This window comes from Candidatus Arsenophonus phytopathogenicus, from assembly GCF_056113345.1.
Window position 1 is genome coordinate 1 of record NZ_JBUIOB010000017.1, and the last position, 15,283, is coordinate 15,283.

24 protein-coding genes and 2 pseudogenes are annotated in these 15,283 nt (G+C 45.0%); 1 reads left to right on the forward strand and 25 read right to left on the reverse strand.

All coding sequences use genetic code 11. From position 1 onward, the window contains the following. Positions 1-223, forward strand: a 223-nt coding sequence (locus AC01GB_RS03210) for a CCDC90 family protein (RefSeq protein ID WP_474450401.1), incomplete at its 5' end; no start/stop codon positions are given. On the opposite strand, the gene AC01GB_RS03215 is transcribed toward AC01GB_RS03210, so the two are convergent. The 25 genes and pseudogenes from AC01GB_RS03215 to AC01GB_RS03335 form a co-directional block, all read right to left on the reverse strand. After that, positions 213-635, reverse strand: a complete 423-nt coding sequence (locus tag AC01GB_RS03215) for a hypothetical protein (protein ID WP_474450404.1) — start codon at positions 633-635, stop codon at positions 213-215. The genes AC01GB_RS03210 and AC01GB_RS03215 overlap by 11 nt on opposite strands. Positions 636-861: 226 nt before the next feature. Further along, positions 862-1,059, reverse strand: a complete 198-nt coding sequence (locus AC01GB_RS03220; RefSeq protein ID WP_474450407.1) for a hypothetical protein — start codon at positions 1,057-1,059, stop codon at positions 862-864. Then, complete coding sequence (locus AC01GB_RS03225; RefSeq protein ID WP_474450410.1) at positions 1,059-1,457, reverse strand: DUF4054 domain-containing protein; 399 nt, start codon at positions 1,455-1,457, stop codon at positions 1,059-1,061. The genes AC01GB_RS03220 and AC01GB_RS03225 overlap by 1 nt, the downstream gene beginning before the upstream one ends. 79 nt (positions 1,458-1,536) lie before the next feature. Continuing rightward, complete coding sequence (locus tag AC01GB_RS03230) at positions 1,537-2,205, reverse strand: major capsid family protein (RefSeq protein WP_474450413.1); 669 nt, start codon at positions 2,203-2,205, stop codon at positions 1,537-1,539. Beyond that, the gene (locus AC01GB_RS03235; protein WP_474450416.1) at positions 2,153-2,500 is read right to left on the reverse strand and encodes a major capsid family protein; all 348 of its coding nucleotides are present in this window, start codon (positions 2,498-2,500) and stop codon (positions 2,153-2,155) included. The genes AC01GB_RS03230 and AC01GB_RS03235 overlap by 53 nt, the downstream gene beginning before the upstream one ends. Before the next feature lie 10 nt (positions 2,501-2,510). Next, positions 2,511-2,984 (reverse strand): structural cement protein Gp24, encoded by a 474-nt coding sequence (locus AC01GB_RS03240; RefSeq protein WP_474450419.1) that lies wholly within the window; start codon positions 2,982-2,984, stop codon positions 2,511-2,513. 6 nt (positions 2,985-2,990) lie between these two features. Then, positions 2,991-4,178, reverse strand: coding sequence for a DUF2213 domain-containing protein (locus AC01GB_RS03245; RefSeq protein ID WP_474450422.1), 1,188 nt, complete (start codon positions 4,176-4,178; stop codon positions 2,991-2,993). After that, the gene (locus tag AC01GB_RS03250; RefSeq protein WP_474450425.1) at positions 4,165-5,043 is read right to left on the reverse strand and encodes a phage head morphogenesis protein; all 879 of its coding nucleotides are present in this window, start codon (positions 5,041-5,043) and stop codon (positions 4,165-4,167) included. Before AC01GB_RS03250 ends, AC01GB_RS03245 begins: the two co-directional genes overlap by 14 nt. Continuing rightward, positions 5,009-6,382 (reverse strand): anti-CBASS protein Acb1 family protein, encoded by a 1,374-nt coding sequence (locus AC01GB_RS03255; RefSeq protein WP_474450427.1) that lies wholly within the window; start codon positions 6,380-6,382, stop codon positions 5,009-5,011. The genes AC01GB_RS03250 and AC01GB_RS03255 overlap by 35 nt, the downstream gene beginning before the upstream one ends. A 173-nt stretch (positions 6,383-6,555) precedes the next feature. Further along, positions 6,556-7,788: pseudogene (locus AC01GB_RS03260) on the reverse strand (PBSX family phage terminase large subunit). Continuing rightward, positions 7,766-8,308: a terminase small subunit gene (locus tag AC01GB_RS03265; RefSeq protein ID WP_474450013.1), complete on the reverse strand. Its 543-nt coding sequence runs from the start codon at positions 8,306-8,308 to the stop codon at positions 7,766-7,768. The pseudogene AC01GB_RS03260 and the gene AC01GB_RS03265 overlap by 23 nt, the downstream one beginning before the upstream one ends. Positions 8,309-8,359: 51 nt before the next feature. Then, on the reverse strand, positions 8,360-8,527 hold the full coding sequence (locus AC01GB_RS03270; RefSeq protein WP_474450429.1) for a hypothetical protein: 168 nt from the start codon (positions 8,525-8,527) through the stop codon (positions 8,360-8,362). Next, complete coding sequence (locus tag AC01GB_RS03275; RefSeq protein ID WP_474450011.1) at positions 8,524-9,132, reverse strand: Rha family transcriptional regulator; 609 nt, start codon at positions 9,130-9,132, stop codon at positions 8,524-8,526. Before AC01GB_RS03275 ends, AC01GB_RS03270 begins: the two co-directional genes overlap by 4 nt. 284 nt (positions 9,133-9,416) lie before the next feature. Continuing rightward, the gene (rz1, locus tag AC01GB_RS03280) at positions 9,417-9,539 is read right to left on the reverse strand and encodes a lysis system o-spanin lipoprotein Rz1 (RefSeq protein ID WP_474452313.1); all 123 of its coding nucleotides are present in this window, start codon (positions 9,537-9,539) and stop codon (positions 9,417-9,419) included. Positions 9,540-9,860: 321 nt separating this feature from the next. Then, on the reverse strand, positions 9,861-10,076 hold the full coding sequence (locus tag AC01GB_RS03285) for a lysozyme (RefSeq protein WP_474450431.1): 216 nt from the start codon (positions 10,074-10,076) through the stop codon (positions 9,861-9,863). Positions 10,077-10,137: 61 nt separating this feature from the next. Beyond that, positions 10,138-10,269, reverse strand: coding sequence for a lysozyme (locus AC01GB_RS03290; protein WP_474450433.1), 132 nt, complete (start codon positions 10,267-10,269; stop codon positions 10,138-10,140). After that, positions 10,235-10,612, reverse strand: a complete 378-nt coding sequence (locus tag AC01GB_RS03295) for a phage holin, lambda family (RefSeq protein WP_474450330.1) — start codon at positions 10,610-10,612, stop codon at positions 10,235-10,237. Before AC01GB_RS03295 ends, AC01GB_RS03290 begins: the two co-directional genes overlap by 35 nt. Then, positions 10,612-11,364, reverse strand: a complete 753-nt coding sequence (locus AC01GB_RS03300; protein ID WP_474450299.1) for an endonuclease — start codon at positions 11,362-11,364, stop codon at positions 10,612-10,614. The genes AC01GB_RS03295 and AC01GB_RS03300 overlap by 1 nt, the downstream gene beginning before the upstream one ends. Continuing rightward, positions 11,361-12,003: pseudogene (ypfJ, locus tag AC01GB_RS03305) on the reverse strand (KPN_02809 family neutral zinc metallopeptidase); the annotation flags it as partial. The pseudogene ypfJ and the gene AC01GB_RS03300, both read right to left, overlap by 4 nt. A gap of 90 nt (positions 12,004-12,093) precedes the next feature. Next, positions 12,094-12,300, reverse strand: a complete 207-nt coding sequence (locus AC01GB_RS03310) for a hypothetical protein (protein WP_474450435.1) — start codon at positions 12,298-12,300, stop codon at positions 12,094-12,096. Positions 12,301-12,629: 329 nt separating this feature from the next. After that, a complete protein-coding gene (locus AC01GB_RS03315; protein WP_474450438.1) occupies positions 12,630-13,055 on the reverse strand; it encodes a hypothetical protein in 426 nt (141 codons plus the stop codon). Between the two features lie 113 nt (positions 13,056-13,168). Then, positions 13,169-13,660, reverse strand: coding sequence for an antiterminator Q family protein (locus tag AC01GB_RS03320; protein ID WP_474450441.1), 492 nt, complete (start codon positions 13,658-13,660; stop codon positions 13,169-13,171). A 68-nt stretch (positions 13,661-13,728) separates the two neighbouring features. Next, positions 13,729-14,085 carry a RusA family crossover junction endodeoxyribonuclease gene (locus tag AC01GB_RS03325; RefSeq protein ID WP_474449935.1) on the reverse strand — a complete coding sequence of 119 codons (357 nt, stop codon included), beginning with the start codon at positions 14,083-14,085 and terminating at the stop codon, positions 13,729-13,731. Positions 14,086-14,161: 76 nt separating this feature from the next. Next, positions 14,162-14,821: a metallophosphoesterase gene (locus AC01GB_RS03330; protein WP_474449712.1), complete on the reverse strand. Its 660-nt coding sequence runs from the start codon at positions 14,819-14,821 to the stop codon at positions 14,162-14,164. Positions 14,822-14,832: 11 nt separating this feature from the next. Beyond that, positions 14,833-15,264 (reverse strand): recombination protein NinB, encoded by a 432-nt coding sequence (locus AC01GB_RS03335; protein ID WP_474450443.1) that lies wholly within the window; start codon positions 15,262-15,264, stop codon positions 14,833-14,835. Positions 15,265-15,283 lie beyond the last annotated feature (19 nt).

Here is a 15,283-nt window from a genome sequence, read left to right on the forward strand (position 1 = left end):
TAAAGCGATAAAAGCCTTACAAGAATCAGGCATTGATGAAAAACAAGCTGAAAAAATCGTAGAGGTTATTGCTGAATTTCAAAATGTAGGTACTGTTACGAAGGAAGATTTAAGCGTAGCAACAGAAAGCATTAAGTCAGATTTAGACTGGATTAAAAAACTTATTCTCGCTGTTGGTATTGCTGTCGTCATTGCTGCGTTAAAATATATTTTTATTGGGTGAGCCTTCCTGTGATCTCACTATCTTTCACTTCCTCAAAGACATAGCGCACAAAGCCATAGTCGCTATAGTCTTTGCGGTTAATTGATTTGAATATTTTTCCTTTGTACTCCAAGTAAACACCGAGCAAATCCGCATATTTTGGTTGCACATGCACGGTGTAATACTCCAGTGACCAATCGAGACTGTCCTTGTTAATCGCCTCGTCAGACAGACTGTTAATTACGCCCTCAACGGCTTTTCGTGTTACTGAAAAATGCGGCTTAAAATCCTTCGTGGTGATCACTTCCGTGATGAAGGTTAACGGTTGCGAAAATCGCCGGATGGTTCTGGCCATATTGGGCAGTCTGATTTTTTCACCACCTTGATAGGTTATCGATTTTTTCAAATTGCCGGAACCTAGTAATCTTGCCACATCAGCCTTGCTTACGTTCGACGCCTTTTCTCTTTATCAATTGCGCTTCTGGTGTCTTTCTTGCATGCAAAGGCCACGACCCAAAACCTTGCGTATCAAATGCCTCAACTGACCAGGCAACCGCCTGTTCGCCGATATAAGCCAGAAATGCCGTTGCGCTAATTTCACCTGAAATGAATAAGCGGTATTTTTCTTTACCGCTTTTTCAATGATGGCTTTTTGGTGATCACGAATCGGCATTCGCAAAAAAGAGCGAGGTTTGATTGTTCTCCGTGCCAAATTCGTGGATCGTAGCCACTTCCACCACACTGATATCGGAATCTTTGTACGGTCGGGTATTTTCCAATACGCCCACTTCCACTTGCAGTTTGTTAATTTCCTCAAACTGTTTTTTGGATTTTTCCAACAATTTCGATTTCAGCATTACCAGTTCATCCCGATTGCCAAGGCGTAATTGTTAATGCGACTTTCCAGCTCCAAATATTGCTCACCAAAGGCGGAGGTTTTAAACCAGTCTTTCTCCGTTCCTGAAAAACTCGCACTTGCGGTAACATCACCTACACCGTCGCTCGCATACAATGCGTTTGGATCAGCTGAATGCCCCCCTTTTTTCGGACTGTTTTCATGAAATCCTGCCAAAAAAAGCAGATGCGCGGTTAGATACATCAAGCCTTGCTCATACATCACCCCCCACACTTTCTTGTCCATCCTGTTTTCTGCATCGGTTAAATAGAGGAGTAATTTGTTGTCATCGGCGGTAAAGGTTTTTTCGCCGAAACGGTCACGAAATTTCTTTAACATTTCTTGCAACATTTCTTGCATGATGCCCCCAAAAAAAGCGGATAAAATCCGCTGAATCAGACTTCGAATGAAGGCGTTGTTCCGCTTGGGAAACCGCCGTCTATGACTTTGGGGCAGTTTTGTAATCGGCGTAAACGGCAGATAGTGGTTGTTTCCACATTGCTCCACCGAAAGCGGAACGATAGCCACACTCGTAGGTCAGCAAATCACGCTGGCGAACCGCTAACAACTCCGGCATATGCACTTTCATTTCGACATATTCTTCATCATAGGTGTAAATCGCCAAACGGGTTTTTCCTTTGGTTATCTCTTTGGCATATCCTGCTGGAACTTTCACAAAGGTGATAGTAAAACTGTCATTACCTGATGCCTTCCTCAACGCAGCCATGATCCTGTCCATGGCTGAAACAGGCAGTAAGTCTGTCCCCACAATCGGACTTTGGCTATCAAACTTCTGCATTGCCAGCATGAAATCAGCGGCATCCATCGCTATGTGCGTTGGTTGCACCCGATAATCTGAGTTTGCCCACGCCTTGTTGTAAGCATCCAATACCAGTTTGATAAACTCATTGGCGCTCAAGTCTTTCAGTGATTTACCGGATTCTTCTTGCATCACCTGAATTTTGCTGCCTGTCAACAATCCTTCTTGTCCTTTCACCTTGTTATGTCCCAAGTAACCTGCATATTGCAGTGTAGACAAGGCATTGGCGTACAAATCATCTTGCTTTTTTGCTTTGCAGATTAATATTGATTTTGTTGATTTTCTCAAGCTCCTGCTGTGTCCAGACAACGGCTTTTGCCCACTGGCAAACAGGCGCCTTGTACATTTCAATGGTGCTGTCAATCGTGACCATCGAGTTGGTTTTGTTACCAATAATACCGTCTTTGACAGAGCCTAGTACTTCTGTGATGCCGTATTCCACGTATTCATCGGCAAAATCCAGTCCTTCGGTAATTGGGATTGCCTCACCAATATTGATTTCAGGCCAGCTGTTTTTCCTGCAATTGCGTGTCGCGTTCGGTGAGCGCTTCTTGCAATACCGTTTCAAAATAGGCTTCTTCAATTGCCATCTGTTATTCTCCTACCTTTTGAATGAATCCAAGCGTGACTGCTACGCACTGACTGCCTGAGCTGACATTTTCCACCCAATACCCCAAATCGATATTGCCTTTTGCGGTTTTAGATACCTTGCCAACATCGTCACCTGTTGCGACCACATAAACTTTATCGCCTCGTTTGAAAGTTTCATCTTTTGCCGTTGCCGCACCCACGCAATCACCGTGGGAAAAATGCCCCACATTGACTTGCTTGTTGTGTGGTGCTTTATCGCCGTAAATATCCCGTACAACAATGCCGTGGATGACATCAGTTGCCGCCGAAATCGGCTTCACGCCTCCGTCACGGTTCACCGCCACAAAAACGCCGTATTGAAGGTCAGTCGTCGGTTTTGTTCTCTTCGCCCCATACTTTGTCATTGGAGCTGGAAGCGCGATAGATTGTACCCGCGCGCAAGGTTCCTTTGTCGGAATCCCAATTCGTGAATCCAAATGCCATTAGCGACCTCCTAGGCGTTGTGATGCGGATTTGGTGGGTTTTCTATCGCCAAGATTGAATCTTGGCTTGTTTTGTTCACGCTGACGATTGATGAGATAGTCATACTTGCCGTTAATCGCGGAGTCACCCAATTTCTTTGCCTCTAATTGCGTTACTAGCCCTTTAGCGATAATTACGTTTTCTTTGATTTGCCGTGCGGTTCGCCCGTGACCGATTGCCACGTCGCCAAAGGTCGATTTGGCTTGTGCTTCCGTTTCCGCTAGCTCTTTTTCTGCTTTCAGTCTGGCGTTTTCTTCTTCCAGTGCTTTGAGCTTTTCCGTCAATTCTTCAAGCTGCTTTTTCAGCGTCTCAATCAGCGATTTATCATCGGTAGCCTCTGTGTTTTCAGGCACGGATGTTATTTCACTGTCTGCATCGCCTTGCTTGACCTCACTGGCGGGTGTTGGACTCGCACTCAGACTTTGCGCTTGACCAATTAATCCCGTTAATAGCTCGCCGATTTCTTTGGTGGCTTCATCGGCGGATTCGGTGAGCAACTGGATGTAATCACTCATCTGAATCAATAGAGTATCGAGGGTATCCGGCGTTTCTGCCTCATCCCCAATTTTTTGCTGACCTTTCAAGGCAGCGAGTTTTGCTTTCATAGACACAGCGCTATCTCCTAGTTTGACATCATGTCCAGAGCGACCCGCGTCAACAATCGCCACGTGGTCACCTCTGATATGGGTTTTCTTGAAATCAATGCCCGTTGTGGTGGTAGGCTCGATAAAAGATCGGTAACCACAACTCAGTTCTTTGATTTGGTAATTTTTAATCGCCTCAATGGCCTCAGCGTCATAAAGAAAAACATCCGCTGTCAGATAATCGCCGTCCTGTTTCACATTCTGTACATGCCCAATGGCGGTATTCTTCCAGTTATCACTGGTCACCTCGTTATTGGGCGCGTGAAAAAAGGTGAGCGGTTTTCCCTCAAACGAGGCGATGGTTTCAGCATCAAAAAGGTCCTCGGGGGACACCTCAACTTTGTAGCGTTGGGTGGGTGGCAAATTGGGCACATGACTAGACAGTTCCCACCCCTCAAATTCCTGTGTCCCCACTTTGGCAATTTTGCTCGGGATGCGATAACCCGTTTCTAACTGCTGTGCGCCCTTAATATCAATAGGCAATCGGTTGTCATTGCCGTTCATCTTCCAATCCTTCTATGCTTTGTAAAATCACTTTGCTGACGCAGCGACAATTAAAATCTTGCGAGGGGTGGAGCTTCACGCCCCCAATACGTTTTCGTTTTTCCCACTGCTTGGTTTTTTCGTTGAAATACACACTCGGATCATCAAATCGACAAATTTTGTTGTGCATAGCTGCATGTGAAGGACGGGTTCCGCCGTTTTTTCGCTTATCCATTACCGCTGACCAGCGATATAACTTAATGCCGAGTTTCTGCATTCGAAGATTGGTTAAATCGCCCATCGCTTTACGGCTTTGGTCAATCGCAATTCGCATTCCTCGGTTTTGCTGAATATTCAATGCTGCCGTGATGTCCTTTCCCGCCTCGCGCAACGTTTTATTGCCGCCTATCATCGATTGCACAATTTTTTGTACATTGCTTAATGACTCGGTGTGCAAACCTTTAATCAACTGGACGTTTTCGCCAATCATGCCCTTGAAGAAATCCTGTGTTTGTTTACTGTCCAACACCGCTTCGGGGTTAATCGCCATCACAGACTCAAATTCACGACTTAACCGTTTTTTGTTATCCGCATTGGTGATTTGGGCAAAATTGCGGGCGACCCGTGTCGCAAATGCGCTGATGTCAATCGTTAAAAAACGGTCAACAATGCGGTTAAAGGTTTGGAAACGTTTTTGGATAGAATCGGGGCTGGCATCGCCGAGATTTTTTTGCTGATTTTCACGGTTAATTTCTTGCTTAACAACGAGCTTAAAAAGTGAAATAAGATGCTTAACTGAGGCGGAATAATAGACTTCTGCGCGCTTACTCGGATTAATCGGTTTACATTCCCTACCCGTTAATTTGCCTTTGGGTATTGAATTCACTGTCACTCTCCTCACCAAACATTTTCGCCAACATTGTCACTTCGGGCACATTTTTCACGTCAACCAGCTCACGGCGGTTTAACTCGTCCAGCGCATCTTGCGGTTCAATCACGCCGTGTTCCAGCAATAGCATTAATGCCGTGGTCACGGTATTAAGATTGGTGGCAGACTCGGCTTTGTTTTCCGTTTTGATTTGGACAAATTCAAAGGCGACTTCCGTTTCGCTAATGCCGTGCTTGGCACAAATGAATTTGTCGAAGAAGTTAATAATCGGGCGCAAACGGGATTCTTGGATCTCAAAAATCGTGTCGTAGTAAGATTGCAAGTCTTCCTGTCCGGTGGAAAATCCGGCGGCACTATCACCAAACAAAATGGTTTTCGGTCTGTCCATCGCCACCGCCAATCGGTCTTGCGCTTTTGTCCAGATATCGGATACGTTTGCCAGTGACAGTTCTTTTTGCTCATACTGGCTGTCGGCATCCAGCATCAATACGTTGTGCCGCTTCTTTGCTTGCAACACCAGTTGCAGCCAGTCGATTATCTCTTTGCCTCTGCCACCTGAAATATTCCAATTCAGGTCTTTCAGCAAAAAAATATCGGACTTCATTTCTCGCAACATGCCGAGCACTTCATCGTTCACGTAAAGGTAACCGAGCAAATCGGAGATAAACGCCAGAATATCGCTTTGGCCGTCATTGGCTTTTTTGTCGGCTTTGACGGTGCTGTTGGTGATTTGATTAATGACCGTTAAACAGCAACGGGAGTGATGAACGGCTATTTTTTCTTTATTTTTCAATTCAAACAATAACGGTTTGTTGAAATACGGACTGAAAATGTTGGTGGCAATTTTCCGGATGAGGTATTCGCCTTGCCGGACGACTAAAAAACCTTTTAACTGTTCGTTGTTAACGTTGAGGGGTTTTTCCAGATTTTCTTCATCGGTGACCGCAATTAACAGGCTACCGCCGTAAAGTGAAGCTAGCTTTAAGGCAAGTTCGGCCTGCTTTTCAATGCCAAGTCGTTTTTCTTCGCCCGTAAACAAATCATTAAGCTGCTCCGTTCTCTCATCATCATCACCTGTAAAGCGCACGGTGCGCCAATGCTTGATACAATCGCCTGACGTTTTGTTGATATATTTACGGACAATCGACACGCGCTCATAAAGCCACTCCAAGCCTTTATCGGTTTCAAAATAACCCGCGCCGGATATGCCGAGTGTTGAAAAACTGGCTGGCAACGTGGGAGTGGCTGCACCAATAGCATTTACATCACGCATCAGGTTATCTAATCCACCATCACCCATTTTTGGGGATAATTTTTTTCGAAATTTAGCAAACAAAATGCCCTCCTAAATATAGGGATTTTTCAAAACAAGGGGGGTTAAATAAAAAAAGTGCACACAATCAGGTACATAAAAATTAATTTAATTTTATTAAAATAACTCAATTATTTGATTTTTAATAAATTAATTATTTTTAACATTATTTGTACATAAAATAATATCTATTTTTTCTACAAGGTATCCAGGAAAGAGACCGAGCCTTTTATGTATCCGTCCAGCGAATAACGTACTGCATCCCAACAGTGATTGTGAGCATCAACAATTAACAGGAAGCACGTCACCCGTGTTGCGGTCAACTTTATACGAATACAACCGTGCTTCTTCAATCGTATGTTTACAGCGTGGGTGAATAATGATTTTTTTGAAACCTCGAAGGTGCGCGATGCCGTCTTCTACGCTACCATGCCATTTGGATGCCGGAGCAATATTAAATCCCTGTCGTTTTAAGTAGCTGATAGTCTCTGGTCTGCTGTTGTCTGCTTTAATTGGCCAACGTGTTGCTTCCGGTATCGCCTGATAGAAATGAGGTAGCGCGTCCAACTCCACGCCGACCTTGTAGGCTTCATATTCGACGTACAAACAGTCACCAAAAATAAAGCTACGTATCAAGGTACTTGGGTCATTTGAAAAGCCAAAATCGGCACCAAATAACAATCGGTCGGCTTTTTTCCAGAGATCATCGGAAAACTCAACAACATCGTATTTGCCGTTCAACACTTGCTTATTAGCATTTTCCAAATAAGCTCCTTCCCAAATCCACGCATAGGTATTGGCATCAAGCCGGATCCGGTCGTTTTTTCTGTCTTCCTCCAAAACACCAGGAAACCACGGATTGTCATTGTAGTTGAGGTCAACCGAAATACAGTTACTTGGCTTTTTCTGCCTAAAGCGAACATCGGTTGCGCTCCCTTTTCGCTCGGGATTCCACGTTACCCAAATTTCAGAGCCTTCTTCTCGCACCGTCGGGATTAATTTTTGCCAAGCATACTCGGGTACGTTTTCAGCCTCATCTATCCAGCAAAACAGAATTGATGACTTCGATTTCAAACTATCTAAATTGTGCCTTAATCCACAGAAGACAAAAGAAACACGCCTGTCTTTGGTACGAATGTACCTTTCACCAATCTCAAAAAAGGCATTGAGCCAATTGACGCTTTGTATTGCCTGTTTCACTTCCTGCATACTGGAGTCTTCAAGGGAGTTCATGAACTCACGGGCACAAAGGATCACGCCTTTTTTATCCTCTACGTGCAGCGTTGATACGCGTTAACCGCCAACATCAATGCAAAGGTGCGTGTTTTGCCACTTCCTCGCCCACCGTAAGCGCAACGATAACGAGACACGCCCGTTAAAACACGGTCGGTTAATTTGGGTGGTATTTCAATCGTCGCCACTTTTATCATATGGGAACTTTCCTGCTTCTATCTTTATCACCTGTGGCAAAATAACAACATTTTCATCATGCTCATTTTTTATTTGATCTCGAAAAGCCTGAACAAAAACATGCTTACCTAAAAGCTCAAGGTTTTTGATTTTGTCAGGCCACTTTATTTTTTTGAGCAATGCTTCTGCGCCATCAACTCGTATGACTGCAATGTCCAAACCGCTTAATGTTGTTCGCCACACTTTAGGCCAGTCTTTAATCGGTCTTAAATCGCCTGATTCGTTAAGAATATCCAATACATCCATCTGGTCGATATCAACCAGTCGCTTAAGCACGTAGTCAGCATTAACCTCAATGCGATTCTTGCGTTCTTCCATGAGGGTTTGGATGCGTTTTTGAATGTTGAGTTTTGCTAAGTTTTGACATGCGATATCTTTTGCAGTTTTTTCACTGTACCCGGCTCTAATTGCTGCCTGCGTCGCGTTTAAATCAATCAGGTACTCTCGACAAAATGCCTCCTGCTTGTTTGTGAGAGTCATAACATCTACCTCAATTAATGTTTATGTTTAGCTGCACTCTTCGCCCATCGTTTAGCCTGATTGAGACAATCCGATATCATCTTGCCTCGTTCTGCTAGCTGGCTGTTTGCGGTAATAGCGGATCGCTTCACTTGTTGCCATTGCTGCTATTGATGAAGAAAAGCCGAGCTTTAATAACTCGGCCTTGATATTGACTTCAATGAATTGTTCGGGGGTCATGCTTGACTTTCTCCATTTGGAAAATCCCCCAAATCGCACAATTTAAATTGAATGAGGTTTTTCACCTGTTGCTCAGCTTTATTAATCGCTTTCTTCTCTCTTCTACGGAGCAACATTAGGCTGCTGCCTTTTTGTCCGTGTTCTACAAAGGAATGCTTTTCTGCCAACGCAACCCGATCTTGCATCTGCTTAATCGTGAGTTCAGTTAAACCAGACAAGTCGAGCAAGTTAATATCTTTACCGCCTTCTAACTCGGTCATTTTGTCGAATATTGTTGCCTGTAGTTCATAGCTGTAGCTCATTGCCATCAGGCACGCTTCACGCTTAGGGAATCGGTAAATTCTTCGAGTTGCTTTAGCACCTTTTCCAGCGGTGAAAATATCATCAGAGAAAAATTTCCCTGATGTTTCTCCTAGTACTTTGGGTACTTTCTTCAAAAAATCATTGTGCTGTAGCTTGCGATATTTTTTGCAAGGAAACATTAATCCCTCTGCTTCCGCTTTTGATTTCCGATCAGCATTAATGTAATCAACCATTTCCAGACTGGTCATCGTTGGTAATTCGGTTGCTAAAAAATTGTTATTTTTAATTGTTGCTGTTTTCATCGTACTGTTCCTTATAGAAAATCGAACCTGCTCACACAGAAAAGCCGCCCACAGAAAAGCACCATTTTAAACGGCGATTCTCAGGCTCGACTTTCTGTAAGGTTCTGTGTTTGATTAATGCGCGGTGAGGGCGCAGTGATTATTAAGATTTGAATGTGCCAATTAACAATTGATTGACAGATATTTCATTGTTTTTATTACAAGAGGTCAAGTTGACCACCTGGGTCATTTGATGTGCCAATGACCGATTCAATGACACTGTGTGTTGACGTAACCCTGAAGCCCTAAGGTTTGGGCGGTGACCGTAGCAATCTGTTCTCGTAAGGTGTAATAAGCCTGTTCAGCGTCTGCTGTAAGTCGGGGGGCGGTGCCATCATCCACGCCGGCGGGGAGGCGGTGCCGGACACTTTGGGGCAGGTGGCGTTGACCCGCAACCGCTTAAAACCCCGAGCAACATCCAGCCTGAGTGCCTCAATCGTCTGTTTCGCATGCGGTTAATCCTCTGATAATGCTGTCTGTCCATCTCGGCCAGTTGGTCAAACTGAATTTGTTGTGTCTGTATACTGCTGTTCGGTCTTTTCCACCTGCTGGCGCGCCTGCTCCGGCTTTCATTTGCCAGAGGCTTGGCCTCTGCGCGATAATGCATCAGGCCAATCAGACAGCGCTGTTATCACAGCCAGCAGGACGCCATCACTGTTCCGCGCATCATGACAAAAACACTCTCCCGTTCAACCGCTCGCCGCCTGACCAGATCCAGTCAGTTTTTCCCCGCCCGCATAGACCCAGCGGTTAAATTCATTCGCCGCGCCCGCAACATCGCCCGCATTGAGTTTTGTTAACAGGGTCGAGGTCGCGAATGCTTCCTCACCGATGTTAAAGACCAGTGATACCAGCGCATCAAACTGGAGTTGGGTCAGCGTGACCCACACACACCGGTTAATCACGTCCTCTGTCTGCTCGAGGTCATCGGTTAAAAAGCGTTCCGCCTGTGACGGTGACTAATTGTCATCCGTTCGCGGTCACCCCCTGCGTATGCCCATAGCCAATCGTCCAGCGTCCGGCCGGACAGCGATAAGCCCGAAGGCGACACCCCTCAAACTGTTTAATCCGACTTACCCCTGCGTCGCTGGTTGTCATTTTTTTTCCTTGTGTCCGGTTTTTTGACCGACAACCTCAACCCCCGAAAAGGCAGTGAGTCCGTTAATGCCTCCCCCAGAAAATCAGTGCCAAGGTAACCGATGAAGACACTGGCCAGATAGACCAGACCCGCACTTAACCCGAAAAGCGCCAGCAGGTCACGCGCAAACCACGCAATAATCGCGCATATCGTGGCATCAATCAGGGTCTTGCGCCATTTCTTCTCCTGATATCGCCCGCGCAGCCACGCCATCAGAAACGCCAGCGTTGCGCCCACGCCCTGCTCTTTAATCGACGCCAGGAAAGCGCAAACGCTCTCCCATGCCCCAGTGAACTTTTCCATTATCGTTTTTTCCATGCCTTTTCACCCGTCACAAACGGATTGTGCACACCGGTAATCGCCGCAATACGCCGGTCACGTTCGCGTTCACGCGCATCGGGGGGATATTGCCTGTCCCACTGCATTAAAATTGCTTGCTGCTCAGGGGGTATCACAAAACCATACCGGTCTGACATATAAAACCAGACCCGGGCGACGAGTCCCTTGACGTCATCGCGCGGTTCAAAAACCCGCTGTTTAAAATCCGGACGGCTCTGACACTGCCCGTAAACAAAAGGGACCTGCCCGGCTTCGCCATAGGGCATATTACCCCGGTCGTTATTCACTTCACCTGACTCCGGTGCCAGATTGTGCAAATCGCCTTCCGCTTTTCGAAATTCCGGGTCTTCTTGACGGCAGCCTTTTCGGCCGCCTTTTTCTTTACAGCCAAACGCCTGACCGAATACCGACGCCGGCACGATATGCTCCCACTCAATCCGCTGTGCACGATGACGGTGAACTTCCCGTCTGACCGCCTGACCACAACTTTCAAGGTCAATTCGACCCCCGTTTTTTCCTGTCCACTGCCAGTCACAGCCACAATAGAGGGTGCCACCTGCACCCTGATTGAGGTCGTGGTAAACGGCCTGACGGGAAACCCATTTCGCTTCACTGAAACTCTTCGGGGTATTAACCGGCTTAGTCGCCTGAGCGGGTGTGCTTAACACACTCAACAAGCACAGGATACCGATTACCCAATGTTGTCTGATAATCATCGTATCTCCTTGAAGGTATTACATTGTTTTGGGTCACCGCTATCAAAACCCCGCTTAAACCAGTCATGACGCTGTGCCGATGTCCCGTGCGTGAACGTCTCGGGAACCACCCGTCCATGACCTTCCCTCTGTAGCCGGTCATCCCCAATCGCTTTGGCCGCATTGAGCGCGTCATCCAAATCGCCCATCTCCAGCCAGCCTGCCTGCTGCACAAAATGCCCCCATACCCCCGCGTAGCAGTCCGCCTGCAATTCCAGCTTTACCGATAACTTATTGGCCGATTTTCTTGACATATTCGCCTGTGCCAAGTCCACTTTTTTCAGGACATCCCGCAGGTGTCTGGACATGATGACCCACTTCATGGGCTATCACATAGCCAAAGGCAAATTCACCGTCTGCCCCCAGTCTGATTTTCATCTCGTCATAAAATGACAGGTCGATATAGATCGTGCTGTCAGCAGGGCAATAAAAGGGCCCTATCAGGGTGTAGCCCGTGCCGCAGCCCGTCTCGGTCTCTCCGCGGTACATCACCAGTTTCGGTAACCGGTAACGACCGCCTGACTCAGCAAAAATCTTTCGCCAGGCATCTTCAGTTGATGCCAGAATGACAGAGGTGAACTTAGCGGCCTCGTTCTCATCCACAAAACGATTGACCGACAACGGCGCTGCGCACCTGTTCAGATGCCGCAAAAGCCCAGCGATAGCCACCCAGTAACAGCAGGAGGATAACTAGCCACCCACGCCCATCCAACGCCAGCGGGAAAACACAAAACCTTCTGCTAACAGCGGTTTATATTTCGGTTTTCTTTTCTTTTTCTTTGCCTTTTTCTTCCGGCGCTTCAAGGCTTCTTCCCGGCGGGTATCCGCTTCCTGTGCTTCGGCGGTATTCCGCCGGTCTTCTACCTGCTCACTTTCCCGTCTCTCTTTCCAGTGCATGTATGCCCCTTTTTAATCAATAAAAAAGGCCGCCTGAGCGACCTCTTTAAAAACAGAACGGTAGCCAGCCGCCTTACTCGTTTTAGGTAGTTAATTTGGGAGTATTGCGGTGGCGTAAATGAAAAAGGCTGCCTTAGGCGACTCCGGTGAAAGAATAGTTACAAAAAAATAATAAGTAATAGCAGATATTGTCGATTGATAATATTGGAGCGATAGATTGTTCGTGGTGCCTCGCTCTATTTAAATGCTTTCTAATTTTGATATTAACACCAATCAATGTCATCAGTTGTTTGCGCACAAATCAATTAGCCTGTAGCGCCGTATAAGATTTAATGGTTTTCTTTGTTCTTTGAACCCTTTGGATTATCTAGATTTTTGGATACATCGGTATCACAAATGGCTTTGTAAGGTTTCGTAATACAATCTGTCTGCGTCGTAAGTAAACACAGCGCCTCTAATATTTGGCCGTAAGCAGAACAAGACCAGATACCCCGCACACATATCACCGCAACACATCGAAAAAGCGTAGCTAAACCCATCGTTAACATACACAAAAATCGGCTTTCTGCGTTAAGAGCAACGAAAGCGGAACGCGATGCTCTACTCGTCAAAATGTTCAGCAATTTATATGCGTTTTCAATATTAACCGTATTCGACTTGTAAATTTCTTTAGCACAATCTTCACCTTGTTTTTCCAAAAATGCTAATAGGTCATCATCCACATCAAGGAAATAGTCACTTGGAAGTTTGTTCATTTCCACCTCATAAACAAAAAACCCCGCAAAAAGCGAGGCTCTATGATTTTTTATACAACTGTATCAGCTTACCTAAAATTATTGGCCATTTGTCCATTAAAGTCAAGTCATAATTAGGTAAAATTAACAACTTTAACAACAGTATTTTGATTTTTCATGGCATTTACTAGCGGATTGTGAATTAAATACAGGCTGGCATTGAAAATATCATCAATCTCCCTTCTGCATGTTCTAGGTGATGGCCTTTTCCACCTTCCCCCCGCCCTGGTCATCATCCTTCTCGGTTTTGCTATTTTGTGATAATAGGTGGCTATGCTTAATTTTGACTTTCCGTAAACATAATAACTTAATAGAATCTGGTAGGCTTTCTCATCAATACGCATAACAGCATCAACCACTTGAGAAATGAGCAATCCTTCATCATCGTTACACATTGGCCTCGAAGGTATCACTTCCCCTTTCGCCTTTTGCATAAATCGCCAGATGATATTGAATTGCCATTTGTCGAGTTCTCCTGAGCATACCCACGCCCCCCATAACTCAAGCCAACCATTTACCCAGTCATACTGTGCTTTAGTTAATTCCAATGACTTAACCGCCTTCATCTGTCCTCCGGCAAAAATAGGAATAGGGGCATGGTCTCAATGCCCTGCGTTGAATGTTGGTTTCTTGATTACGCTAATTCCCAAATGGTGATAACCAGTTTCCCGCCCTTAATGATTTCCTTTCGCTCAACGTGCAACACATCTATCTGAGCATCATCAATTATCAACCCACCATGACAGAGTGCATCAATCGGTGCTTTCATCAGGTTATCTAAATCTCGCTTACGACGGTCAGGTGGATACACCCCTATCTCAACCCCTAAACGTTGCGATAATCGCTTACAAAGCTTTTGATGCAGGATTTCTGCAACTACCGACTGGCGGTATAATCTCCCTTTTGCGGTGATGAAGTGTTTGTGTTTTGCGTGATACCAGTAGTGATTTACGGAAGGAGGGAAAGGAACGGTGATTTTAAATTTTTCCAATATTATAAGTTTCCAAATGCGATTAATAACCAAAAAATAATGCAGAAAACAACGAGAGATATTATTAATAACGCATTCATTTTATTTTCTTTAATGTCAGTTCGTTACCAAATACTGCCCCTGTATCTATGTATTCTTGATTGCTTCTACGCCAAGAACCTTTAATTAATGGAGTATGCCCGAATATAAAAAGGTCAGCGCCTTTAATTTCTCTACTTTCCCTTTTGCTAATTCTATCCCTGCTCCAGACAACATCGATTTCATTAATATCCCTTCCAAATTCATATTCATCATCAGGATAGTCAGCATGAGCAATGATTATTTTTTTGTTATTAACATTTAATTCAATAATGAGAGGTAATTTTTCGGCTAATTTTAAACATGTCTTTGCTAATATTTCCTGTTCATAATCAAGCATAAAAAACCATTGGCCACCGTTATATATCCAACCGTCAAGATCGCCTGTTTTCAATGCATTAATAGCCATTTCTTCATGATTACCACGAACTGCCTTAAACCATTTCTCATTTAATAGATCAAGACACTCAACATTCTGATCACCCCTATCTATTAAATCACCAACAGATATAATCAAATCTTTTTCTTCATCAAAATCAAAATGTTGTATTTTTTCCATTAGTAACGCATAGCAGCCATGCAAGTCACCTACGGCATAAATGTGACGATATTGATCACCATCGATTCGCTGATAAACTGCATCGTTTAAAGTTGTCATTATTTATCCTGCTACTTTTTTAATTTCATATACTCCGAGCTTTCCGGTATTGTCACGAAACAACCGATGCCAATCGCCCAGCATTCCACTTTTTGCATAAAGACATGCATTTCCCCCGTATCAAGCTTTGATGTCCTCCTGAGCGTTCTGACGCGCTCTGGCTCCTGTGTGGTCACATCAATACGCTCGACCACTTCATAGCCAAGAAATGTGTGCTTAAGCATTTCCTTCACTTGCTCAGGTGTGAAGTGAGCGCCGTTAGCACACAAATACTTGCTTATCTCCCCTGTCCACAGGTGAAAAAGTGAGTTTTGAGAGAGTGAGCGAGTTTTTCGGTAAGGCTTAATGATGAGTTGATGCGGTTGGTTTGTTGCGAGGATGGCTTTTAGTGTTTGCCAGACGGATTGTTTCGTTGATTCGTGGAAGAGTAGTTTGTCTTCCAAATGCGCCTCCTGCCTATTA